Below are 22,575 nucleotides of genomic sequence, written 5' to 3'. Positions count from 1 at the left end.
TTGCCCGCTGGCCTTGCTGCTGATGTCGAAGAAGGTTTGTGCATCCAGCCCGAGTTTTTCGGCCAGCACGAAGGCTTCGGCGGTGGCGATCATGGTGGCGCCCAGGATCATGTTGTTGCAGATTTTTGCCGCCTGGCCCATCCCGGCGGCGCCGGCGTGGATCACGGCCTTGCCCATTTGCGCCAGGATCGGCTGCGCCGCTGCAAACGCTGCGGCTGGCCCGCCGACCATGAAGGTGAGCGTGCCGGCATCGGCGGCCGCGGTGCCGCCTGATACCGGGGCATCGACCATGGCGCGCGCGCGCGACGCCGCGGCTTCGCCCAATTGCCGCGCGGTTTCGACATCGATGGTGGAACAATCGATCAGGATGGCATCACCTCGGGCGGCAGCGAACAGGGTGGTTTCATAGGCGGCGCGGACGTGGCTGCCGGCGGGCAGCATGGTGATGATGGCGTCGGCGCTGGCAGCGGCCTCGGCGGCGCTGGCGGCGGCGGTGGCACCGCCTGCCGTCACGCGGGCCAGCGCATCGGCGGACAGATCGAAAGCGCGCACATCATGGCCGGCTTTTGCCAAGTTGATTGCCATGCCGCCGCCCATGTTGCCGACGCCGATGAATGCGATTTGCATTATATCTTCCTTGTCTGCGTCGCCCCGGGCTTGACCCGGGGTCCCGCTTTATCGGCACCGTGTGATAACAAGCGGGGCCCCGGATCAAGTCCGGGGCGACGGTGTGTCAGGTGCCGGTGAAATTGCCCGGCCGCTTTTCGACAAAGGCCGCCATGCCTTCCTTTTGATCGGCACTGCCGAACAGGCCGTGGAACAGCCGGCGTTCAAAGCGCACGCCGTCTTTCAGGCTCATCTCGAACGCGGCGTCGATTTCTTCCTTCACGGCGATGCTGGCCAGCGGGGCCATGCTGGCGATGGTGTGCGCCAGCTTCATGGCTTCATCGAGCAGGCTTTCGGTGGGCACGACGCGCGCGACCAGGCCGGACCGTTCGGCTTCGGCCGCGTCCATCATGCGGCCGGTCAGGCACATTTCCATGGCCTTGGCCTTGCCGATGGCGCGCACCAGCCGCTGCGATCCGCCCATGCCGGGGGTGACGCCCAGCTTGATTTCGGGCTGGCCGAACTTGGCGTTTTCGGCCGCGATGATGATATCGGCCATCATCGCCAACTCGCAGCCGCCGCCCAGCGCAAAGCCGCTGACGGCGGCGATCCACGGCTTGCGGGTGGCGGTGACATGATCATAGCCGGCAAAGAAGTTGCCGCCGTACATTTGCGCGAAGCTTTGGGCGCACATTTCCTTGATGTCGGCGCCGGCGGCGAAGGCCTTTTCGCTGCCGGTGATGACCAGGCAGCGTTGCGAGGCATCGGCATCATAGGCGGCGGTGGCGGCGATCAGATCGGCGAGCACCTGGCTGTTGAGCGCGTTCAGCGCCTGCGGGCGGTTGAGGCGGACGAGGGTGACGGCGCCGTGGGTTTCGATGAGGATGGTTTCGTAGGTCATATCTCACTCCAACTCCCTCCCCCTTGCGGGGAGGGCGACTCGGCGCCAGCCGAGCGGGGTGGGGGTTCTTCCACATGGCCACACGGGGAACCCCCACCCCGGGCCGCCTTCGGCGTCTCTCGCCCTCCCCGCAAGGGGGAGGGAGTTTGTTAGCGCCCAATTCACCCCATTGTCGGAATGACGAAGGCGCTGCCGGCGTCACCAACACCGCCATCTGGCCAGCGACCAGTGACGGTCTTGCGCTTGGTCCAGAATTGCACGCCTTCCATGCCGTGCTGGCCGATATCGCCAAAGGCGCTGCGCTTCCAGCCGCCGAAGCTGTGATAGGCGACCGGCACCGGGATCGGCACGTTGACGCCGACCATGCCGACATTCACCCGCGCCGCGAACTCGCGGGCGGCGTGGCCGTTGCGGGTGAAGATGGCGACGCCGTTGCCATATTGATGTTCGGACGCCAGTTGCAGCGCCGCTTCGAAATCGGCGGCGCGCACGATTTGCAGCACGGGGCCGAAGATTTCCTCGCGGTAGCTTTGCATCGCCGGGGTGACATGATCGAACAGCGTGGGCCCGACGAAAAAGCCGCCTTCATTGCCTTGCAGGGTGAAGCCGCGGCCATCGACGACCAGCTCGGCGCCTTCATCGATGCCCATCTGGATGTAATTTTCGATGCGCGCCTTGTGCGCCGCCGTTACCACCGGGCCATAATCCGCGTCGGGATCGGTGCTGATGCCGATGCGCAGCCTGGCGATGGCGGGCAGCAATTTGGCGCGCAGGGCGGTGGCGGTGGCATCCCCAACCGGCACCACCACTGGCAGCGCCATGCAGCGTTCGCCCGCCGAGCCGAAGGCCGCGCCGGCCAGATCGCGCACCACGGCATCGAGATCGGCATCGGGCATCACCACGGCATGGTTTTTCGCGCCGCCCATCGCCTGTACCCGCTTGCCGCGCGCGCAGCCCTGGGCGTGGATATATTCCGCCACATCCGATGAGCCGACAAAGCTGATCGCGGCGATATCGGGATGGGCGATGATGGCGTCCACCATTTCCTTGTCGCCGTTCACCACGCTGAAAATCCCGTCTGGCAGGCCGGCGCGGCGGAACAGATCGCCCAGCATGTGCGGCAGGGTGGGATCGCGTTCCGAAGGCTTGAGGATGAAGGCATTGCCGGTGACGATGGCAACGCCGGCCATCCACAGCGGGATCATCGCCGGGAAATTGAACGGCGTGATGCCGGCGCCAATGCCGATGGGCTGCCGAAACGCCCAGATATCGATGCCGGGGCCAGCGCCGTGGCTATATTCACCCTTCATCACGTGCGGGATGCCGCAGCAAAATTCGATCACTTCCAGCCCGCGCTGAATATCGCCCTTCGAATCGGCCAGCACCTTGCCATGTTCGGATGACAGCACGCGGGCCAGATCGTCGATTTGCGCCTCGACGAGCTCCTTGAACTTGAACATCACGCGGGCGCGGCGCTGCGGATTGGTGGCGGCCCACGCGGGCTGCGCTTTGCGGGCGGCGGCCACCGCTTGTTCGAGCAGATCCGCCCCGGCCAGCCGCACCTGCGCCTGCACCGCGCCGGTGTTGGGATCATACACCGGGCTGCTGCGGCTGCCGTGGCTGACTGTCTGGCCGGCGATGACGTGATCGATGATGCGCATGGCAGGTTCGTAGCGCGCCGGCCGCGCCGCCGCCACCCACAGTTGCATCAGCCTTTGCGGGCGGTGATTGCTTCGCCATGGGGCACGGCCTGCCGGCAATGATCAGCTGCGGCTTCGATCTGCAAGGTGGCATGGCCAATGCCAAAACGGTGGTGCAGCGCATGGGCGATATTGGCCAGAATCTCGTCACCGGGGTGGCCCGCCGGCATCACCAGATGCGCCGTGAGCACGGCATCGGTGGTGCCGTGCGGCCAGATATGCAGATCATGCACAGCCGCCACACCGTCCAGCCCGTCCAGCCAGTCTTGCACGGCGGCGGGATCGATGCCGGGCGGCACCGCGTCCATGGCCAGCGCGAGCGATTCCCGCAGCAGCCCCCAGGTGCCGCGCAGAATCAAGGCCGCCACCGCCAGGCCGAGCAGCGGATCGACAATGGCCCAGCCGGTTTGCGCCATGATCAGCCCGCCCAGCACCACCGCCGCCGACACGCCGGCATCGGCCAGCATGTGCAAATAAGCGCCGCGCACGTTCACATCATCCTTGCGGCCGCGCATGAACAGCAGCGCCGTGGCCGTGTTGATAACCACGCCCACCGCCGCCACCAGCATGACCACCGAGCCCGACACCGGCAGCGGATTGCTCAGCCGCTGCACCGATTCCAGCATGATGCCGCCGCACGCCGCCACCAGAATCAAGGCATTGGCCAGCGCCGCAAGAATCGGCGAGCGCTGCAGGCCCCATGTGAAGCGCGGTGTGGGTGCGCGCCGGGCCAGCGTGATACCGCCCCAGGCAATCAGCAGCCCCGCCACATCCGAAAGATTGTGGCCAGCATCGGCCAGCAGCGCCAGTGACCCGTACCAGAGCCCGGCTGCCACCTCGATGCCGACATAGCTGAGATTAAGCGCGATCCCGGTGGCAAAGGCCGCGCCGAAATCGGCCGGCGCGTGGGTATGGCCGTGGCCGTGATGATCGCGGCCACCAATCGGGTGGCTGTGCGCATGGCTATGGGAATGACTGGACACATCGGCGTTTTACGGCCGGGCAGCAGCCGCTGTCGAGGGGGCCGCGCCATCATGCCAGCCCAAACCGGGCATGCGCCCAGCCGCTGAACAGCGTTGCTGCGTAGAAAATGTGTCTTGTTGAAGGCGGCGCAGCCGTCCAAGCAGCGATCATGGGCGATTTTCTGCCATCGTTGGATCAGATGCAGGCGATGCTGCCGTTCATCGCGGTCGGCTTTCTGGCGCAATTGGTCGATGGCGCGTTGGGCATGGCCTTCGGGCTGATCACCAATGTCATGCTGGTATCCGTGGTCGGCCTGTCGCCGGCGCGGTCTTCGGCCACGGTCCACATCGTCGAATGTTTCACCACGGCGGCTTCGGCGATCAGCCATATCGTGCACGGCAATGTCGATTGGAACCTGCTGGCGCGCATCGCCATTCCCGGCATGATCGGCGGCGTGCTGGGTGCCTATGTGCTGACGGGCATTGATGGCAATGTCGCGCGGCCGTGGGTGATGGCCTATCTGGCCGGCATCGGGCTTTATTTGCTGTGGCGGGCGTGGCGGATGAACCATGGCCCGGCCCGCCGCCCGGCGCGGCTGGTGGCACCGTTGGGGCTGGTTGGCGGCTTTCTGGATGCAGCCGGCGGCGGCGGCTGGGGCCCGATCGTGACATCCAACCTGTTGATGCAAGGAACGCAGCCGCGCACCACCATCGGCACGGTAAACACCGCCGAGTTTCTGGTGACGATATCGGTATCGCTCACCTTTTTGTGGCAGCTGGGGCTGGTCGCGTTTTCCAGCGCCGCCATCGGCCTGATCATCGGCGGGCTGCTGGCAGCGCCGCTGGGTGCCCGCGTGGTCAGCCGCGTGCCGGCCCGGCTGCTGTTGCTGCTGGTGGGCCTGCTGATCACCGCCAGCAGCATTTATGGCTTGGTCATCAGCCTGATCTAGGCGCGCCATGTCAGCCCGGGGCGGTGTCAAGCAGCTTTCTCTTTGCAGGCGAACACTGCACAAGTCAGAGGCGGTAAGCGTCCAGAGCACACAACATGCAACGTTTACCGCTTGGCGCCATCACCGCATCTGGACTGGAGCGGGCGAAGGGATTCGAACCCTCGACTTCAACCTTGGCAAGGTTGCGCTCTACCCCTGAGCTACGCCCGCTCATCCCGCGATGAGAGGGCGGCGTCTAGCGCGAGCGGCACGGGGGTGCAAGTCCCTTTTTGTTTCGTCCGATTTCTATGCACTGTGCGAAACCGCCGTCTTGGCAAACCCCCTGTCTGCGCTCCATAGGCATGCGCAGACTGCATATACGGAGCATGCCACTTGGCCAGCATTCCCAATCCGGCCGCTGAGAAGGCCAATCTCGAGGCGTTCCGCCGCGATGTCATCGATGCGTCCAGGTCCATGCTGGTGCTGGTGGACTTCTGGGCGGAATGGTGCGGCCCGTGCAAGACGCTGGGGCCCATGCTCGAAAAGCTGGTCGCGGCGCGCGCGCCCAAGGTCGCTCTGGTCAAGATCGACGTTGACAAAAACCAGGCGCTGGCCGCGCAGTTTCGCATTCAATCCATCCCGACGGTTTATGCCTTTCTGGATGGCCGGCCGGTCGATGGCTTCCAGGGCGCCCTGGCTGAGCGGGAGCTGGCGCAGTTCATTGATCGTTTGCTGGCCGGCGTGCCCGCCAATGCCGACGAAGCGGCGCTGGAAGAACAGATTGCCCAATTGCTGGCTGCGGCGCAGGCGGCGTCTGCTGCCGGTGAACATGATGATGCCGCCGCGATGCTGGCCGCACTGGTGCAGGAATTGCCCGAACGAAGCGATCTGATCGGCCACTATGCGTTGATGCTGGTGGCAGGCGGCAAGCTGGACGCGGCACAAAGCGCCCTGGCCGTGGTGCCAGCCGACGCCAAGGACGAAAGCGTGGCGCGCGCCCGCGCCGCACTGGCGCTGGCAGCCAGCGCGCCTGCACCTGACGAACTCGCCGAACTGGTCGCCGCTGTTGACGGCGCGCCGGATGATCACGCCGCACGCTTCGATCTTGCCGGTGCACTGGCGGCGCGCGGTGACCGTGATGCGGCCGCCGCGCATTTGCTGGCCATCATCAAGGCCGATCGCACCTGGAACGAGGGCGCTGCCCGCGAAAAACTGCTCACCATGTTCGAAGCTGCCGGGCTTGCCGATCCGTGGAGCGTCAAGACGCGCGCCGCCCTGCGCGCCATCTGGTTTTCATGAGCAGCGACGACGCCCAGGAGCCGCTGCCGGCCGCCGTGCCGGTGTTCCCGCTGAACGGTGCCGTGCTGTTCCCGCGCGGGGTGATGCCGCTCAACATCTTCGAACCGCGCTATCTGGCGATGGTGCGCGATGCCATGGCTGCCACCGGCGCTGCCAACCGGGTGATCGGCATTATCCAGCCGCGCGCCGGCGGCAATGATGATGGCCCGCCGCCGCTCTATCAGGTTGGCTGCCTCGGCCGGATCAGCGATTTTCGCGAAACCGATGATGGCCGCATCCTGATTGCGCTGGTGGGTACCAGCCGGTTTCGAATCGGGGCTGAGCTTGACCGCGACACGCTCTACCGCCAGGTCATGGCCGATTATCACATCTTTGCCGACGATCGCGATGAACCGGACGCGCTGGACGCTGCCACCCGCACCGCTGTCGAAGATGCGCTGCGGCCTTATCTGGATGCGCGCGGCCTCGCGGCGGATTGGGAAGCCGTGCAATCGGCGGATGATGATGGCCTGATCACCACCCTCGCCAGCGTGTTGCCACTGGAGCCAGCGGAAAAACAGGCGCTGCTGGAAACCGTGACCCTGACTGACCGCGCGCAGACGCTGGCGGCCTTGCTCAGCTTTTCCAGCGGCCCCGGCCCGGGCTTCACGCCCGGTTCTGGCAGCATGCAGTAATCGCGGCCGATGACTGGTTCAGCCCTTGATCCGCGGTTGCTGGGTATATTGGTCTGCCCGCTCACCCGCCAGCCGCTGCGTTACGACCGCGAAGCGCAGGAACTGGTCAACGACAGTGCCGGGCTGGCCTATCCGATCCGTGACGGCGTGCCGATCCTGCTGATCGACGAAGCCCGCGAATTTCTGCCGCCAACCGGATAAGCCGGCGGCAAGAGGGTCGTTACAAATCCAGGTTCATGGCCGGGCCATCGCTCTGCGCAGTGTGCGCAGCGACAAGGCGCCAGCTGCCGGGCTCCAGATGCCATTGCCGCGTGGCGGGGTCGCGCCAGCGCAGCCGTTCCAGCGGCACTTCGATTTCGGCGATTCGGGTTTCGCCGGGCATGATGGCATTGCAGCGCACAAAGCCGGCCAGCTTGCGCGGCCAACAGGGCTGCACATTGCCGGGAGCCTGCGCCCACACCATCACGACATGATCACCAGTCATGCCGCCTTGATTGGTAACCGCGACGCGCGCCTGCAATCTGTCCCCAGCCCGGCGGACGCTGATCGCGCGCTGTTCAAAGCGGGTGTAGCTGAGACCGTGGCCAAAGGCGTAGCGAGCCGGAGTTCCCTGCCGCGCCAACAGAGCATAGCCGTGCCAATGATCGTAGCGGATGCGCAGCGCATCACGGTCAAAATACGGATAATGCGCTGGATCGCTGGCCACAGTGAACGGCAGCCGGCCAGAGGGTGACACCTGACCGGTCAGCACGCGGGTCAAAGCGGTGCCGCCCTGCTGGCCGGCATAAAAGCCTTGCACGATGGCGCTCACGCGGCTGTGCCAGCTTTCCACCATCACGGCCGATCCGGCAACAATCCACACGATGACCGGCCGGCCGCTCGCAATGGCGGTTTCGATCAGTGCCTGTTGATCGGCTGGCAGCGCCAGATCGCTGCGGTCGCCGCCGATGGATCGCGGGCGCCGCTTGCGGCTTTCGGCCATGGCCTCGGCAATTTCGGGTGGCAGATCGGGCGGCGCTTCCTGGCCGAGCACAAGGCCGCCGGGTATGAACTCGCCTTCTTCTTCGGCGGTCAGGCCGGCCACCACCAGCACGGCATCAGCGCCGGCGCAGGCAGCGGCCGCTGCGCTCAGATCGGCCTCATCGCCGGTGCTGATCCGATCAGCGCCCAACGCGGCAATCAGCCCTTCGAGCGGGGTGACAATATGGCGAGCCCGCACCCGGGAGGAGCCGTTGTCGCCAGTGTTGGCAATAGCAGCCAAACGCCCGAGCACGGCAAGCCGGCCCAGACGGGCCGGATCGAGCGGCAGGATGCCATCATTGGCCAGCAGCACGGCAGCTTTTTCAGCAGCCTCCAACGCCAACGCATCATGTGCCGGCGATGCCACCATCGATTCCGCATATTCGGGCAACGGATCGGGCGCGGACATGACGGTGTACAGCGCGGTGAGGATGCGGCGGCAAGCGGTATCGATGGTGGCAGGCGCGACGCTGCCGGATTCGACGGCGGCCAGCAGGCGCGGCCCGAACACCACGGCTTCCGGATTTTCGACATCAAGACCGGCGCTGGCACCATAAGGCTGGTACACCCCCATGATCCAATCGGAGTGCACAAAGCCCGAAAAGCCCCACTCATGGCGCAAGACGTTGGTGAGCAAATGGCCATTCTGGCCGCAATATTCGCCGTTCACCTTGTTGTAGGCGCTCATCACGCTCATGATGCCGGCATCGATCACTGCTTTGAAATGCGGCAGATACACTTCGTGCAGAGCACGATCATCGATCTCCACATCAATCTTGAAGCGGGTGTTTTCCACCGAATTCAGTGCAAAATGCTTGACGGTGGCGATGACATTATGGGCCTGCAGCCCTTGGCCGAGCGCAGCGCCCATCACGCCCAGATGCACCGGATCTTCGCCATAGGTTTCCTGGGCGCGGCCCCAGGCCGGGTGGCGCAGCAAATTGATGCACACGGCGCCCGAAAGATTGCAGCCCTGCGCGCGCACTTCGATGGCCATGGCCTGGCCGATGCGGCCTTCAAGATCGGCATCAAAGCTGGCACCGCGCGCCATGGTGCACGGAAAGCACGTGGATTGGCCGCGTGCCACGCCGCGCGGGCCATCGGTAAACCACAGCGCCGGCACATTCAGGCGCTCGATACCGCCGCCGGCACGATAGGGCCGTGCGCCCCACACACCGCCATCGGCCTTTATGGCGGCAAAAAAACCGCGGCCAGACATCATGCCGATTTTTTCAGCCAGCGTGGCCTGCGCCAGCACCGCATCGATGCGGGCGGCAATGGCAGCGGCGTCAAGGCCGGGCGCAGGCAGCAGATCGGTCATGCATTGGCTCCCTGTCGGCGGTGGGGCGTCAGGCTGGCGAGCGCCTAGCCAAACCGCAGCCCTTTGAACTCGCCATTGCTGCGCCAGCCATTCATATAAGCGAAGAACGCATTTGGCCCGGCGGGATAGCCCACGGCATATTTGGCGCGGTCATCCATAGGGCGGCCCTCGTTGTTGTAATAGCCCGGGGTGCAATCGGGATTGTTGATCATCATGCCGGGGCCACTGAGCAGCAGGTTCACCCAATCTTCCTGTGCCTTGGCATCGGGTTCGGTGGTGGCCACGCCGGCGTCGGTCATGTGGCGCACGATGCTGGCGACTGTGGTGCCGGTTTCCATCCAGTTGTGCGGCACATTGACCACGAAATTGGCGGCCTGGGCGAATTGCACCAGAAACAGATTGGGGAAACCCGCCGTGTTCAGCCCGTGCAGGGTGCGCATGCCATCCGCCCACGCCGCTGACAATTTCTGCCCGCCGCGCCCGACCGGATCAAAGCCGGCGCGCTGTTCGGTGGGGGTGCCCACTTCAAATCCGGTGGAATGGATGATGCAATCAACCGCATAATGCTGGCCGTTCACCCACAGGCCGGTTTCGTCGATTCGCTCCACACCCTGGCCGTCGGTATCGACCAAGGTGACGCCCGGCCGATTATAGGCTTGCAGATAGGCATCGTGGAAACACGGGCGCTTGCACAATTGGCGATACCAGGCCTGCAATTTTTCAGCCGTGGCGCCATCTGACACCACGCTGGCGGCCCGGTCACGGATCTCGGTCATTTTCTCGTGATCGGCCATTTCCCAGGCTGCGGCCATGTTTTGCGGGGTCCATTCGCCGGGCGGCAACGCCATGATGCGCGAACGAATGCGGCGCGACAGATCGGTCCAGCCGTCTTGCACCCAATCTTCGGATGCACCGCCCATACCGACATTGCCGGCAAAATTTTCCAGCCAGCGCGTCTGCCAGCCCGGTGTGGCGATGGAGCGGAACCAGTCAGGATCCGTTGGCCCGTTGGCGCGCACATCCACCGATGACGGCGTGCGCTGCACCACGAACAGCGCCTGCGCATCGCGGGCCAGATGCGGCACGCATTGCACGGCGGTGGCGCCGGTGCCGATGATGGCCACGCGCTTGTCGGCCAGATTGGCCATCGGCGCGCCCTCAGTTGTTCCGCCGGTATAGCCATAATCCCAGCGGCTGGTGTGGAACTGGTGGCCGGCAAAGGTTTCGATGCCGGCGATGCCCGGCAATTTCGGCACATTCAATGGCCCGGTGCCAATGCCGACAAAATCCGCGGTGAAACAATCGCCGCGATCGGTTTCGATCACCCAGACCAGCCGGTCTTCATCCCAGGTGCAGCTGGAAACCTGGGTGTGAAACAGTGCCTTGTCATACAGGCCGAACGTGCGCGCGATTTTCTGCGCCTGGCCCAGTATCTCCGGGGCATGGGCGTATTTCTCGGTGGGAATATGCCCGGTTTCCTCCAGCAGCGGCATATAGACGATGGATGCGGTGTCGCACTGCGCGCCGGGGTAGCGATTCCAATACCAGGTGCCGCCGACATCGCCGCCCGCCTCAACGATGCGCACATCATGAATGCCGGCCTGCGCCAGCCGTGCCCCGGTGCACAGCCCGGCAAAGCCGCCGCCAACCATCGCAAAGCGCACATGATCCGTAACTGGCGGGCGCTCCACCCGCACGGTGTGCGGATCCTCCAGCATTTGCGGGAAATGCGCCGCCAGCCGCACATATTGTTCGTTGCCTTCGGGGCGCAGGCGCTTGTCCCGTTCGGCGCGGTATTTTTCGAGGAGTGCGTCACGATCGATCATCGGCCGACACTGGCGCAGGCCAGCCCGGCAAACAACGCTGCAAAACGCTAGACGAGTTCGCCCTTGAGCAGCGCCGGCAGCTTGCCGGTTTCGCCGCGCGCCTGGTTCATGAAAAACCGCTTGAGCGGCGGCAGGCGTTCAACGGCCGACAGGCCGATGCGGCGCACCCGGCTGGGCAAGCGGCCCGGCACGGCAAACAAGCGGTTGAGGCCATCGGTCACCGCGCACACCAGGCTGTTGTCAAACCGCCGCCACGCCGAAATCTGCGCCAGAACGTCCGGGCTGCCCAGATCGAGGCCGCTGCGGGCGGCATTGGTAAGCACTTCGGCAGCGGCCGCCACATCCCGAAAGCCCATGTTGAGGCCCTGGCCCGCGATGGGATGAATGCCGTGCGCCGAATCGCCGAGCAGCAACAGGCGATTGTCGGTGTAGCGCGCGGCGTGATGATAGCCGAGCGGCCACACGGTTTGCGGCGCGATCACCTCGATATCGCCAAGTGTGCCATCGCAGCGCGCTGCGATTTCGGCCGCAAGCTGTTTTGGCCCCATCTTTTTCGCGGCGGCCATATGCTCCCGGTCCACCGTCCACACGATGGCGGTGCGCGGGCGGCCATCATCGGAATCGATCATCGGCAGCAACGCCAGTGGGCCAGCCGGATAAAACAGCTCACAGGCGACATTGCCGTGCGGCACGCTGTGGGTAACCATGGTGATCAGCGCGGCGTGAGGATATTGCCACTGCGCCATCGGAATGCCGGCAGCCGTGCGGGTGGGCGATGGCCGGCCATCACAGGCCACCGCCAAAGGCGCACGATATACGCGCCCATCCGCCAGCGTGAGCGTGGCGGCATGATCATCGCGCTCCAGCCCGGCCACCGTGACCGGCGCCAGCAGCGTAACCTGCGGGCAACCGCGCACCGCCTGCAGCAATCCGCTGCGCAAATGGCGATTTTCGACCATGGTGCCGAGGGGATCATTGCCCTCGCCAGCATCGAAATGCAGAAATTGCGGGTGGGCCGCATCGGTAACGCGAATGGCGCGAATCGGGCAGCCATAAGTATCGATCAGATCGCCCAGCCCCAGTGCGCGCAGCATGCGGCCAGAGGCGCTGGCGATGGCGCTGGCCCGGCCATCAAAGGCGGCGGTGGCGGTCGCGTCCAGATCCTGGCTGTCCACCACGATGCTGGACACGTCGTGCTTGGCCAGCGCCAGCGCCAGCGTGGAGCCGACAAGGCCTCCACCGATGATGATGACGTCGGCATTCAAAGTCTGCATAGGCCCGTGGTTAAACGATTCCGATGATTTCCCCAAGCGGGACATGATGTCGTAAGCAGCCCCCACCCGCCGCTGCCAACCGGCTTGACCAGCCGGGCCGCTTGATTCATGCTGGATAGTGTCCAAAGGGTGAACGGCTACCGATCGGGCACCGACAATCAAAGGCTGATCTGCAATGGCCACTCGGGCAAATCGTCTCGCTGCCGGGCGTCCTGTGGGCGGCGTTTCCGGCTGGGCGCTGCGGTTGCAGGCGGGCTCGGTTCAGATCGCCCTCGTGCTCGGCCGCGTTCTGGCTGGCGCGGCACTGGCCGGCAGCGGCGCCGCGCTGGCTGCCGTGCTGATCACCTATTCACCGCGCGATCCGTCGTTCAACACCGCCACGGCGCGGCTGGCGGGCAATGCGCTGGGATCATTTGGCGCGCATGCTGCCGACCTGCTGCTGCACCTGGCCGGCTGGCCGGTGTTGCTGCTGGTGCCGGCGCTGCTGCTGGCGGGCTGGCGCACCGTGCTGGGCCATGCGCAACCGGCGCTGCGCATGTCCGGCGCCACGCTGGCCGGTGTGGCCGTGCTGGCAGCAGCAGCCGGCGGTTTTGGCTTGCCTGATGTGGGCGCGCCTGCAGGCGCAGGCGGCCTGATCGGGCTGGCGCTGGCCGGCGTTGCCGGCATGCTGGAGGCTATCCCAGAACTGAACGATGTGCCGGCCGGAACGGTGCTGGCCATTTTGCTGGCTCCGGCCGGCCTGGTGCTGCTGGCCATCGGCACGGCCATCAAGCCGGGTGACATCACCGGCAGCCTCGCGGCCTTGCGCGGCCTGTGGCCACAGGCGCAGCCCGAGCCGCAGAGCCTTGCCGAATTGGCCGTGCCGCGCCGCCCCCGGCCCGCCGCAACTGCGCCTGTCCTGCACGAACCTGCGGTCGCTGGCCCGGTGGTGATGGACCGCGCTGCAGCGCCTGCGCCCGGTCGCCGCGTGCGCCGCGACACGCAGCAATCGCTCGATCTGGGCGATGCCGCCGTGCTGCCCGGCCTTGATCTGCTCAGCCCGCCGCCCACAGCGCCGCGCGCGCGCATCGATGCCGCCGCGCTCGAACAAAATGCCCGGCTGCTGGAAGGCGTGCTGGAGGATTTCGGCGTGCGCGGCCGCATCGGCGAAGTGCGCCCCGGCCCGGTGGTGACCATGTACGAACTGGAACCGGCTCCGGGCATCAAGGCCAGCCGCGTGGTCGGGCTGGCCGACGATATCGCCCGGTCAATGTCCGCGCTGTCGGCGCGGGTGGCGGTGGTGCCGGGCCGCAATGTCATCGGCATCGAATTGCCGAACCAGACACGGGAGATCGTGTCGCTTTCGGAATTGCTGGGCAGCGCGGCCTTTGATGGGCGCGGCATGGGCCTGCCGCTGGTGCTCGGCAAGGATATCGCTGGCGATCCGGTGGTCGCCGATCTGTCGCCGATGCCGCATCTGCTGATTGCCGGCACCACCGGTTCGGGCAAATCCGTGGGCTTGAATGCCATGATCCTATCGCTGCTGTTCCGCATGACCCCGGCGCAGTGCCGATTGATCATGATCGATCCCAAGATGCTGGAATTGAAGATGTATGACGGCATCCCGCATCTGCTGGCGCCGGTGGTGACCGAACCGGGCAAGGCGGTGCGCGCGCTGAAATGGGCTGTCGAGCAGATGGAAGATCGCTACCGCAAGATGAGCGAGCTCAATGTGCGCAGCCTCGCCAGCTTCAACCAGAAAGTGAAAGAGGCGCGGGCTGCCGGCAAGCCGTTCATCCGCCGCGTGCAAACCGGCTGGGATCCGGAAACCGAATTGCCGATCATCGAGGAAGAAGTGCTGGAATTTGAAACCATGCCGCTGGTGGTGGTGGTGGTGGACGAGCTGGCCGATCTGATGATCACGGCGGGCAAGGAGGTGGAAATCCTGATCCAGCGGCTGGCGCAGAAGGCGCGCGCTGCCGGCATCCATCTGATCGTGGCCACGCAGCGGCCATCGGTGGATGTGATCACCGGGGTCATCAAGGCCAATCTGCCCACGCGCATCAGTTTCCAGGTGACCAGCAAGATCGATTCGCGCACCATCCTCGGCGAAGCCGGCGCCGAGCAACTGTTGGGCAAGGGCGATATGCTGTGGATGCAGGGCGGCCGGCTGGTACGCGTGCACGGGCCGTTCGTGTCGGACGAAGAGGTCGAAGCGGTTGCCGATTTCTGGCGCGCGCAAGGTGAGCCGGACTATGTCGAATCGGTCACCGAAGAGCCTGCCGACATGAACGGCCAGCTCGATCTGTCCGGGGCTGGCCTGACCGGCGGCGGCGGACGCAGTGATGACGAAGCCGATGTCTATGCCAAGGCTGTCGACGTGATCGCCAAGGCGCAGAAGGCCAGCACCAGCTTCGTGCAACGCCACCTGCGCATCGGCTACAACAACGCCGCCCGCCTGATCGAGCGCATGGAACAGGACGGCTTTGTCAGCCGGCCAGACCATGTCGGCCGGCGGGAGGTGCTGATCGATGAATATGGGCAAAGACGATAATCGCGGCGGCAGGGCGCACGCCAGCCGTTTGGTCAGGGCGGCTGTGATCATGGCCGTTGCAGGTTTCCTGTCCGGCGCGGCCCCCACCGATATGCAGCTCACCACCAACGGATTGGGCCGCGTGCGCTATGGCATGGCGGTTGGCCAAGTGGAGGCGGCGCTGGGCCAGCGCCTTTCGGTCAACTACCCGCAAGACAAAAGCTGCGGCGTCGGCGCACTGAAACGGCCGCACAATCCCACCATCCACTACCTGTTCGAACAGGGCCGGTTGGCACGTATCGAAGTGGGCGCTTCGCTGGCCCGCAAGCAGCGGCCATTGATCAGCGTGAAGGGCATCGGCATCGGCGCATCCGAAGCGGCGGCGCTGAAACGCTTTCCATCCGCAAAGGTCGAGCCGCACAAATATGACGAGGATGGCCATTATGTGGAGATCAACGTCACCGGCCGGCGCGGCATCCTGTTTGAAACCCACAAGGGCCGGGTCGCTGCCATGCGCACCGGGCTTTATCCGGCGCTGCTCTATGTCGAAGGGTGTCTGTAAGGCCGGCTGGGCGCTCTATCCGCGCGCGAACAGCCCCACCGTCAGCGCCGCGCCGATCACGATCACCGACACTTTCAGGGTTTTTTCCGGCACCACCGCCAACAGCCGCGCGCCAGCATAGCCGCCGGCCATGGCACCCACGCCAACCACCAGTGCATGTGCCCACGCGACATTGCCGGTGAAGGCAAACAGCGCGGCCGCCGTGGTGTTGGCCAGTGCGAGCAGCACATTCTTGGTTGCGGCGGCATGGCGCACCGGCACCCGCGCCAGCGTCAGGCTGGCCAGTGTCAATATGCCGGCACCGCCGCCAAAAAACCCGGCATAAAGCGCAATCGCTGACTGGGCGATCGTGGTCAACCAAGCGGGCGGCGGCGGTTTGTCAGCCGCCGGCTTTGGACCAAACGTGCCCCAAGCGAACAGCAAGGTGGCGGCCAGCACCAGCCACGGCACCAGCGCCGAAAACACCCGCACCGGCGTCGCGTTGAGCAGCATGGCACCGGCCACACCGCCGGCCAACGCGATGATCGCCAAGCTGCGGAACGACAATTGCCCGGCGCCGGCGACCATCTGGCGGCCGGCCAGCCCGGTGGTGATCTGCCCGGGAAACAGCGCCATCGTGGAGGTGATATTAGCCAATTTGGGATCGAGCCCAGCGGCAATCAGCGCGGGCAGTGTGATGAAGCTGCCGCCGCCAGCCAGCGCATTTTGCCCGCCGGCCCACACGCCAGCCAGCGTCAACAGGCCGATCATGGTCAGATCGAGCGCCGGCAGCGCTGCCGATGGAGCCAAGGTCTCAAGCATGCCGGCTCCATCGCGCGGTTGCAGCGCCATGGCAAGCTGCCGCGTACACGCTGCTTTCACCTTGATTTTTGACGCGCCAGAGCCTTGGCGCAGCCGGTTTTTGCGGCTAGCAAGCCGTCCATGAAACTTTCGATGAAATTCCATGCAATTTTCAGGCCAATTGGGCGGGGCTGATTCGCTGATGAGTGAAAGCGCCATGATCGTGCCGAGTGCCGAGCGCGGGTTTGAGGCCGGCGGTGAGGTGCTGCGCGGCCTGTCTGTTGACGGCATCGGCAAGCGTTATGACAGTCGTGTCGTGCTGCGCGATGTGTCGCTGTCGGTGCGGCGCGGCGAAGTGGTTGGCTTGCTCGGTCCCAATGGTGCCGGCAAGACCACGTGCTTCTATTCGATCATGGGCCTGGCCATGCCCGATTCCGGGCGCATCCTGCTGGATGGCCATGACATCACCGGCCTGCCGATGTACCGCCGTGCCGCGCTCGGCCTGGGCTATCTGCCGCAGGAAACCTCGATTTTTCGCGGCATGACCGTGGAACAGAATATATTGGCTGTGCTGGAAGTGTCCGAACCCGATGCGAACGCTCGGGCGGCTCGGCTGGAGCAATTGCTGGGCGAATTCCACATCACAAGATTGCGCAGTGCGCCAGCGATGACATTGTCGGGCGGGGAGCGCCGCCGGGTGGAAATCGCGCGCGCGCTGGCGGCCAATCCGTCGATCATGCTGCTCGATGAGCCATTTGCCGGCATCGATCCGATTTCGATCGCCGATATCCGCGCGCTGGTGGTGCAATTGCGGGCACGCGACATCGGCGTGCTGATCACCGATCACAATGTGCGCGAAACCCTGGAAATCGTGAACCGCGCCTGCATCATCTATGATGGCCGCGTGCTTTTCGAAGGCACGCCCGAAGCCCTGGTGGCGGACGAAACCGTGCGCCGTGTGTATCTGGGCGAGGATTTTACCCTGTGACGCCGCTGGCTGCCTGAGATGGGCGTCGGGCCGCGCCTCGAACTGCGGCAATCGCAGCAACTGGTGATGACCCCCCAGTTGCAGCTGGCCATCAGGCTGCTCACCTTGACCAACGTCGAACTGGAAGGCTGGATCGGCGACGAAATGGAGCGCAATCCGCTGCTGGCCAGCGGTGATGCTGCGCAACCAGCCGAGCCGGCGGGCCCGAGCGGTGTCGATGCCGGCCCCGATCCGCTGCCCGAGCAAGCGCATGCCAGCGATACCGGCCTTGAAAGCCTGGTGCGAAACGGTGAAGCCGGCGGCGATACCGCCCTCGAAGCCGATTACACTGGGGAACGTTTTCATCACGACTGCGCGTCCGATCAGCCGGCGGACTGGAGCGAGCGCAGCAGCATGGCGGGCGCCGACGAGGAAGGCTTTGATTTTGATCGCGTTGCCAGCGGCGGCGAAACCCTTGCCGAAATTCTGGGACGCCAGATCGCTGCGCAGTTCGACGGCCTTGATCTCGCCATTGCGCGCTTCATTGCCGATAGCCTGGATGAATGCGGCTATCTGGCTGAAACCGTTGATGAGATTGCTGACCGGCTAGGCACCAGCCCCGATAGCGTCGAACAGGTGCTGGCCCGCGTGCAGCTGCTTGATCCGGTGGGGGTTGCGGCGCGAAGCCTTTCGGAATGCCTGATTGCGCAGGCGCGCGCTGCCGATCGCTGCGATCCGGCGATGCACCAGCTGCTGCTCAATCTCGATCTGGTGGCGCGCGGCGACATGGCGGGGCTGGTGCGGCGGTGCGGCGTTGAGCGGGAAGATATCGTGGACATGATCCGCGAGCTGAAATCCTATGATCCCAAACCCGGCCTGCGCTACGGCGGCGAAGCCGCTACCAGCGCCGTGCCCGATGTGTTCGTGACGCGCGGCCCGGATGGCGGCTGGCTGGTAACCTTGAATCAGGCCACGCTGCCGCGGCTGATCATCGATCGCGATTATCAGGCCGAATTGGCCGCGGGGGCCGACCGCGCCACCACCAGTTTCGTCAATGAATGCGTGACCAGTGCCAATTGGCTGCTGAAGGCGCTTGATCAGCGCGCGCGCACCATCGTGCGGGTCGCGAGTGAGATCGTGCGGCTGCAGCAGGGGTTTTTCGAGCATGGCGTCAGCCACTTGAGGCCGCTGACGTTGCGGCAGGTGGCCGAACTGATCGAAATGCACGAATCCACCGTCAGCCGGGTTACCAGTCACAAATATCTTCTGTGTGAGCGCGGGCAGTATGAGCTGAAATATTTCTTCACGTCCGGGGTTGGTTCCGGCGACGGCGAAACCGCGTCGGCCTTGACCGTGAAGGACCGCATCGCGCGCTTGATCGCCAACGAAGGCGATGATGTGTTGTCGGACGACAAGCTGGTGGATGTGCTGCAGACCGAAGGTTTTGATATCGCGCGGCGAACCGTTGCAAAATATCGTGAGGCGCTGAGCCTGGGTTCATCGGTGCAGCGGCGGCGGGCACGGGCGTTGACCATCGCTTGAACGCGGGCGCGGCGGCATGACGACCGGGCGCTTCACGGTTCGTTCAACTATGCTAGGCAATTGCGGTGATCATGCGTCATGTTCTTGCCCTTTTCGGATTGCTGGTGCTGGCTGCAGCGCGGCCAGCGGCGGCACAATCAATCCTGCGGGATGCCGAAACCGAAGCCTTTTTTCGGGATATCAGCCGGGATCTGGTGGTTGCCGCCGGGCTGGAACCGCGCAGCATCCAGTTCATCCTGATCGGCGATGCCAGCATCAACGCATTTGTGACCGGCGGCCAGAATGTGTTCATCCATTCCGGCCTGATCCTGGCAGCAGACAATGTGAACGAGCTGCAGGGCGTGATCGCCCACGAGCTTGGCCACATCGCAGCGGGCCACAATGTGCGCTTTGGCGAAGGCGCCGGCCCGGCCAGCAAGATATCGCTGTTGTCGCTGATCGGTGCCGCCGCTGCCATTGCGGCCGGCGCTGGCGAAGCCGGCATGGCCATATTGGGCCTGGGCCAGACCGTGGCGCAGGGGCGATTTCTGGCGTTTACCCGCGACCAGGAAAGCCGCACCGATCAGGCGGGCGCCGTGTTCCTGTCAAAGGCCGGCATTTCCGGGCAGGGATCGATCGCGTTTTTTCGCAAGCTGCAGGGCCAGGAATATCGGCTGGCCATCCCGCAGGACAATGAATACGCCCGCACCCACCCGCTATCGAGCACGCGCGTCAACAATCTGCTGGCGGTTTATGAGCGCGATGCGGCGTGGAACACCCCGGCCGACAAGGCGCTGCAAAGCCGGTTCGAACGGGTGAAGGGCAAGCTTTCGGGCTATGTCGAGGAACCGGGCCGGGTCATGCAGCGCTATCCGGCCGGCACCAACAGCACGGCGGCGCTTTATGCGCGGGCCTATGCCTGGCACCGGTCAGGCTATCCCGATCAGGCGCTTGCGGAGGCCGCGCGGCTGGCGGCGAGCGGCCCCGATGATCCGTTTTTCCTGGAACTTCAGGGCCAGATCCTGCTCGAATCGGGCAAGGTAGAGGACAGCCTGCCGGTGCTGCGCCGCGCCGCGGCGCGCGCGCCGGGCGAACCGATGATTCTCACCCTGCTCGGCCACGCACTGGTTTCGAGCGAGGACCCGAAATTGCAAGCCGAAGCCGAACCTGTGCTGCGCAAGGCGGTGAGCCTCGATCGCGACAACCCGTTCACCTGGTATCAGCTTGGCGTGATTTATGACCGGCGCGGTGACAAGCCGCGCGCCGCGCTGGCCGCTGCCGAACGCTTCAGCCTGGAAGGCAATGCGCCGGGCGCCATGCTGAATGCCCGGCTGGCGCGCGCGGGCTTGCCGGCGGGCAGCGCTGACTTTATCCGGGCCGACGATATCATGCTGGTGGCCGGCGACGCTATCGACCTGCAAAAGCGCAAAAAGAGGTGACAATGACTGGCGATACCGCGGGCAGCCTGAAAACAGGCTTTTGGAAACGCCGCATCAGCATATTGGGCGGCACGGCGCTGCTGCTTGGCGGCGTTGTGCTGGGTGCTGGCACCGCATGGGCCGCTGGCCAGGCCAGCCCGCCTGCCAACCGCGCCGAAATCGAAGCCATTGTGCGGGAGTATATCCTGAGCCATCCGGAGATCATCCCGGAAGCCGTCGCCAGACTGGAGCAGGCCGAAGCCCGCAAGGTGCTGGCCAGCAACCGCGCCGCTATCGAAACGCCGTTCGCCAGCGCCTTTGCCGGCAACGCCAAAGGCGATGTGAAGCTGGTGGTATTTTTCGATTATGCCTGCCCCTATTGCCGGCAAGGCCATGCCGATGTGCAAAAACTGGTGCGCGAAGATGCCAATCTGATGGTGATCTACCGCGATTTTCCCGTGCTCAGCCCGGCGAGCACCGAGGCGGCGCTGGCCAGCCTTTCGGCCGCCAATCAGGGCCGTTACAATCAATTTCACGCCGCCATGTTCGATAGCCCGGGCCGGGTGAGCCTGGCGCGCACACTGGGCATCGTGAAGGGCGTTGGCCTCGATGAGGCCCGTACCACCGCCGATCTGTCCAACGCCGCCCTGAAAGCCGAAGTGGACCGCAATCTCGCGCTTGGCCGCAATCTCGGCCTCACCGGCACCCCAAGTTATATCGTCGGCAATCGCATCCTGTCGGGCGCTGTCGGCTTTGATCGGTTGAAAGAGGCCGTGGCAGCAGCGCGCGCCGAAAAAGGCCGGTAATGGACACGCTGCGTTATGGCGGTTTTGACGGGGCCGAAATTGCCGTTGCGCAGATGGGCACCGGTCGGCCCATCATCCTGCTGCATGGGCTGTTTTCGTCCGGGGAGATGAATTGGCGGCGCTATGGTGCCGCTGCCGAAATCGCCAGCGCTGGCTACCGGGTAATCATGCCGGATTTCCGCGCCCATGGTGCCAGTGCTGCGCCGCATGACCCGGCAGCCTATCCGCATGATGTGCTGGCGCTGGATATCGAGGCGCTGATTGGCCAGTTGGGCCTGACCGATTTCGATATCGCAGGCTATTCAATGGGTGCGCGCACGCTGGTGCGGCTGCTGGCGCGCGGCCTGAAGCCGGGCAAGGCCATCATTGCCGGCATGGGGCTGGAAGGGCTGATCGGCGGCACCGCCCGCGCGGATTTCTTCAAGCAGGTGGTGAAGCAACCGGACGGCTGGCCAAGCGGCAGCCCGGAGGCGTTTGCGGCGGCCTTTATGCGCCAGAACAAGGTGGATGGCACCGCCGTTGGCCTGCTGCTGGATACATTTGTTTCGACACCGCTGGATGTGCTGCGCGGTCTGGAAACCCGTTGCCTTGTGCTTTGCGGCAAGGACGACCGGGACAATGGCTCTGCCCCGGCGCTGGCGCTGGAACTGCCGGGCGCCGCGCTGGTGGAAATTGCCGGCAATCACATGAGCGCGGTTACGAAGGCTGATTTTGGTACCGCCATGGCGGCGTGGCTGGCACACGCCCAATAAGCGGCTCAGGACGGGCGCCCCACCCAGTGCAGCGCGGCCCCGTAACGGGCCAGCCAGCGCCGCGCCTCGCCGGCACGCGGGTCCAGTTGGCGATTAAGCGCGTGAAAGGCCGGCGAATGATTTTGATGGATCAGGTGCGCAGCCTCGTGGGCGGCAATGGACTGGCGCACCCAGATCGGCGCCAATATCAGCCGCCAGCTATAGGCGATGCGCGCGCCTTCGGGCCGCAGCGCGCCGGCGCAGCTGCCCCAGCGGCTGGTGGTGTCGCCCACGCTCACACGCGCTACCGGGCGCTGCAATTGCGCAGCAAGCTGCTGGGTGCGCGCTTCGAAATCGCTGAGCGCGCGGGCTTGCAGCCAACGCTGGATGCGGCCGGGCATCAATTGCAGCGGGCCACCAACTTGCACACCGCCATCGGCCAGGCGCGGCGTGCGCGGCAGATCCTGTTGCCAATCGATGCGCACTGGTTCGCCGTCCAGCGGAAACAACGCCCCGGGCACAAACGGCACCGGGCGCGGCCAGCGCGCCACTTGCGCTTCCAGCCATGACTGATGCGCCTTCAGCAGGGCCGCGCCAATATCTTCGCCGCCGCGTGCCGGCAGGCTGATTTCGATATGCCCCGCCACCGCGCTGGCCCGCAGGCGCACGGCGCGCTGAGCCGCGCGGCGAACCAGCACCACAGCGACTTCGCGGCCGGCGACAGCCACGACATCCGGCAATTCAGGGCGGCGCCAACGCAGCATCG

20 protein-coding genes and 1 tRNA gene are annotated in these 22,575 nt (G+C 65.2%); 11 read left to right on the top strand and 10 right to left on the bottom strand.

The window, feature by feature from the left end; all coding sequences use genetic code 11:
• The 4 genes from ABWP50_RS02055 to ABWP50_RS02040 all read right to left on the bottom strand — a co-directional run.
• On the bottom strand, window positions 1-630 hold a 630-nt coding region (locus tag ABWP50_RS02055; protein WP_353216326.1), incomplete at its 3' end, for an NAD(P)-binding domain-containing protein.
• Window positions 631-733: 103 nt separating this feature from the next.
• Window positions 734-1,507, bottom strand: a complete 774-nt coding sequence (locus ABWP50_RS02050) for an enoyl-CoA hydratase (protein WP_353216317.1) — start codon at window positions 1,505-1,507, stop codon at window positions 734-736.
• Window positions 1,508-1,668: 161 nt separating this feature from the next.
• Window positions 1,669-3,168, bottom strand: coding sequence for a CoA-acylating methylmalonate-semialdehyde dehydrogenase (locus ABWP50_RS02045; RefSeq protein ID WP_353216325.1), 1,500 nt, complete (start codon window positions 3,166-3,168; stop codon window positions 1,669-1,671).
• A 47-nt stretch (window positions 3,169-3,215) separates the two neighbouring features.
• Window positions 3,216-4,190, bottom strand: a complete 975-nt coding sequence (locus ABWP50_RS02040) for a cation diffusion facilitator family transporter (RefSeq protein WP_353216316.1) — start codon at window positions 4,188-4,190, stop codon at window positions 3,216-3,218.
• A 149-nt stretch (window positions 4,191-4,339) separates the two neighbouring features.
• Here ABWP50_RS02040 and ABWP50_RS02035 point away from each other — a divergent pair, with 149 nt between their 5' ends.
• Window positions 4,340-5,119, top strand: coding sequence for a sulfite exporter TauE/SafE family protein (locus tag ABWP50_RS02035; protein ID WP_353216315.1), 780 nt, complete (start codon window positions 4,340-4,342; stop codon window positions 5,117-5,119).
• A 135-nt stretch (window positions 5,120-5,254) separates the two neighbouring features.
• Here ABWP50_RS02035 and ABWP50_RS02030 read toward each other — a convergent pair.
• A tRNA-Gly gene (locus ABWP50_RS02030) sits at window positions 5,255-5,329 on the bottom strand.
• Between the two features lie 162 nt (window positions 5,330-5,491).
• Between ABWP50_RS02030 and trxA the strand changes: the two genes are divergently transcribed.
• Genes trxA through ABWP50_RS02015 form a run of 3 tightly spaced genes read left to right on the top strand, consistent with a single transcriptional unit; the run spans window position 5,492 to window position 7,272 of the window.
• On the top strand, window positions 5,492-6,397 hold the full coding sequence (gene trxA / locus ABWP50_RS02025) for a thioredoxin (protein WP_353216314.1): 906 nt from the start codon (window positions 5,492-5,494) through the stop codon (window positions 6,395-6,397).
• Window positions 6,394-7,071, top strand: coding sequence for an LON peptidase substrate-binding domain-containing protein (locus tag ABWP50_RS02020; RefSeq protein WP_353216313.1), 678 nt, complete (start codon window positions 6,394-6,396; stop codon window positions 7,069-7,071). The genes trxA and ABWP50_RS02020 overlap by 4 nt, the downstream gene beginning before the upstream one ends.
• Window positions 7,072-7,080: 9 nt before the next feature.
• The gene (locus ABWP50_RS02015) at window positions 7,081-7,272 is read left to right on the top strand and encodes a Trm112 family protein (protein WP_353216312.1); all 192 of its coding nucleotides are present in this window, start codon (window positions 7,081-7,083) and stop codon (window positions 7,270-7,272) included.
• A 19-nt stretch (window positions 7,273-7,291) separates the two neighbouring features.
• On the opposite strand, the gene ABWP50_RS02010 is transcribed toward ABWP50_RS02015, so the two are convergent.
• Genes ABWP50_RS02010 through ABWP50_RS02000 form a run of 3 tightly spaced genes read right to left on the bottom strand, consistent with a single transcriptional unit; the run spans window position 7,292 to window position 12,512 of the window.
• Window positions 7,292-9,412, bottom strand: coding sequence for a glycoside hydrolase family 3 protein (locus ABWP50_RS02010; protein ID WP_353216311.1), 2,121 nt, complete (start codon window positions 9,410-9,412; stop codon window positions 7,292-7,294).
• 44 nt (window positions 9,413-9,456) lie between these two features.
• A complete protein-coding gene (locus tag ABWP50_RS02005; protein WP_353216310.1) occupies window positions 9,457-11,238 on the bottom strand; it encodes a flavin-containing monooxygenase in 1,782 nt (593 codons plus the stop codon).
• Between the two features lie 47 nt (window positions 11,239-11,285).
• Window positions 11,286-12,512: a UbiH/UbiF/VisC/COQ6 family ubiquinone biosynthesis hydroxylase gene (locus ABWP50_RS02000; RefSeq protein ID WP_353216309.1), complete on the bottom strand. Its 1,227-nt coding sequence runs from the start codon at window positions 12,510-12,512 to the stop codon at window positions 11,286-11,288.
• 175 nt (window positions 12,513-12,687) lie between these two features.
• On the opposite strand from ABWP50_RS02000, the gene ABWP50_RS01995 reads away from it, so the two are divergent.
• Together ABWP50_RS01995 and ABWP50_RS01990 are read left to right on the top strand one after the other, a co-directional pair.
• Window positions 12,688-15,045: an FtsK/SpoIIIE family DNA translocase gene (locus ABWP50_RS01995; RefSeq protein ID WP_353216308.1), complete on the top strand. Its 2,358-nt coding sequence runs from the start codon at window positions 12,688-12,690 to the stop codon at window positions 15,043-15,045.
• 49 nt (window positions 15,046-15,094) lie between these two features.
• The gene (locus tag ABWP50_RS01990; RefSeq protein WP_353216307.1) at window positions 15,095-15,586 is read left to right on the top strand and encodes a hypothetical protein; all 492 of its coding nucleotides are present in this window, start codon (window positions 15,095-15,097) and stop codon (window positions 15,584-15,586) included.
• Window positions 15,587-15,601: 15 nt separating this feature from the next.
• Here ABWP50_RS01990 and ABWP50_RS01985 read toward each other — a convergent pair whose 3' ends face one another.
• A complete protein-coding gene (locus ABWP50_RS01985) occupies window positions 15,602-16,387 on the bottom strand; it encodes a sulfite exporter TauE/SafE family protein (protein ID WP_353216306.1) in 786 nt (261 codons plus the stop codon).
• 196 nt (window positions 16,388-16,583) lie between these two features.
• On the opposite strand from ABWP50_RS01985, the gene lptB reads away from it, so the two are divergent.
• The 5 genes from lptB (at window position 16,584) to ABWP50_RS01960 (ending at window position 21,830) form a co-directional block, all read left to right on the top strand.
• Window positions 16,584-17,354 (top strand): LPS export ABC transporter ATP-binding protein, encoded by a 771-nt coding sequence (lptB, locus tag ABWP50_RS01980; RefSeq protein WP_353216324.1) that lies wholly within the window; start codon window positions 16,584-16,586, stop codon window positions 17,352-17,354.
• Between the two features lie 18 nt (window positions 17,355-17,372).
• Window positions 17,373-18,875, top strand: a complete 1,503-nt coding sequence (gene rpoN, locus ABWP50_RS01975) for an RNA polymerase factor sigma-54 (protein WP_353216305.1) — start codon at window positions 17,373-17,375, stop codon at window positions 18,873-18,875.
• Window positions 18,876-18,946: 71 nt separating this feature from the next.
• Entirely contained in the window at window positions 18,947-20,293 is a 1,347-nt protein-coding gene (locus ABWP50_RS01970; protein WP_353216304.1) for a M48 family metalloprotease, read from the top strand.
• A gap of 2 nt (window positions 20,294-20,295) precedes the next feature.
• Window positions 20,296-21,078 (top strand): DsbA family protein, encoded by a 783-nt coding sequence (locus ABWP50_RS01965; protein ID WP_353216303.1) that lies wholly within the window; start codon window positions 20,296-20,298, stop codon window positions 21,076-21,078.
• Complete coding sequence (locus tag ABWP50_RS01960; protein WP_353216302.1) at window positions 21,078-21,830, top strand: alpha/beta fold hydrolase; 753 nt, start codon at window positions 21,078-21,080, stop codon at window positions 21,828-21,830. Before ABWP50_RS01965 ends, ABWP50_RS01960 begins: the two co-directional genes overlap by 1 nt.
• Before the next feature lie 5 nt (window positions 21,831-21,835).
• Here ABWP50_RS01960 and ABWP50_RS01955 read toward each other — a convergent pair.
• The coding region (locus ABWP50_RS01955; protein ID WP_353216301.1) for a M48 family metallopeptidase at window positions 21,836-22,575 on the bottom strand (740 nt) is incomplete at its 5' end.

Origin of the sequence: Sandarakinorhabdus sp., from assembly GCF_040398645.1 — a bacterium.
In the GTDB taxonomy this organism is placed as follows: domain Bacteria; phylum Pseudomonadota; class Alphaproteobacteria; order Sphingomonadales; family Sphingomonadaceae; genus Sandarakinorhabdus.
Note: the sequence above shows the minus strand (reverse complement) of the source record. Positions and strands in the feature narration are given on the sequence as shown.

Bases quoted from the DNA above. Each gene is read 5' to 3' on its own strand.
- ABWP50_RS01970 (WP_353216304.1), top strand. From the start codon at position 18,947: ATGCGTCATGTTCTTGCCCTTTTCGGATTGCTGGTGCTGGCTGCAGCG.
- ABWP50_RS01995 (WP_353216308.1), top strand. From the start codon at position 12,688: ATGGCCACTCGGGCAAATCGTCTCGCTGCCGGGCGTCCTGTGGGCGGC.
- ABWP50_RS02010 (WP_353216311.1), bottom strand. From the start codon at position 9,412: ATGACCGATCTGCTGCCTGCGCCCGGCCTTGACGCCGCTGCCATTGCC.
- ABWP50_RS02050 (WP_353216317.1), bottom strand. From the start codon at position 1,507: ATGACCTACGAAACCATCCTCATCGAAACCCACGGCGCCGTCACCCTC.
- ABWP50_RS02045 (WP_353216325.1), bottom strand. From the start codon at position 3,168: ATGCGCATCATCGATCACGTCATCGCCGGCCAGACAGTCAGCCACGGC.
- lptB (WP_353216324.1), top strand. From the start codon at position 16,584: ATGATCGTGCCGAGTGCCGAGCGCGGGTTTGAGGCCGGCGGTGAGGTG.
- ABWP50_RS01965 (WP_353216303.1), top strand. From the start codon at position 20,296: ATGACTGGCGATACCGCGGGCAGCCTGAAAACAGGCTTTTGGAAACGC.
- ABWP50_RS01990 (WP_353216307.1), top strand. From the start codon at position 15,095: ATGGCCGTTGCAGGTTTCCTGTCCGGCGCGGCCCCCACCGATATGCAG.
- ABWP50_RS01960 (WP_353216302.1), top strand. From the start codon at position 21,078: ATGGACACGCTGCGTTATGGCGGTTTTGACGGGGCCGAAATTGCCGTT.
- rpoN (WP_353216305.1), top strand. From the start codon at position 17,373: ATGGGCGTCGGGCCGCGCCTCGAACTGCGGCAATCGCAGCAACTGGTG.
- ABWP50_RS02020 (WP_353216313.1), top strand. From the start codon at position 6,394: ATGAGCAGCGACGACGCCCAGGAGCCGCTGCCGGCCGCCGTGCCGGTG.
- ABWP50_RS02000 (WP_353216309.1), bottom strand. From the start codon at position 12,512: ATGCAGACTTTGAATGCCGACGTCATCATCATCGGTGGAGGCCTTGTC.
- ABWP50_RS02005 (WP_353216310.1), bottom strand. From the start codon at position 11,238: ATGATCGATCGTGACGCACTCCTCGAAAAATACCGCGCCGAACGGGAC.
- ABWP50_RS01985 (WP_353216306.1), bottom strand. From the start codon at position 16,387: ATGCTTGAGACCTTGGCTCCATCGGCAGCGCTGCCGGCGCTCGATCTG.
- ABWP50_RS02015 (WP_353216312.1), top strand. From the start codon at position 7,081: ATGACTGGTTCAGCCCTTGATCCGCGGTTGCTGGGTATATTGGTCTGC.
- ABWP50_RS02035 (WP_353216315.1), top strand. From the start codon at position 4,340: ATGGGCGATTTTCTGCCATCGTTGGATCAGATGCAGGCGATGCTGCCG.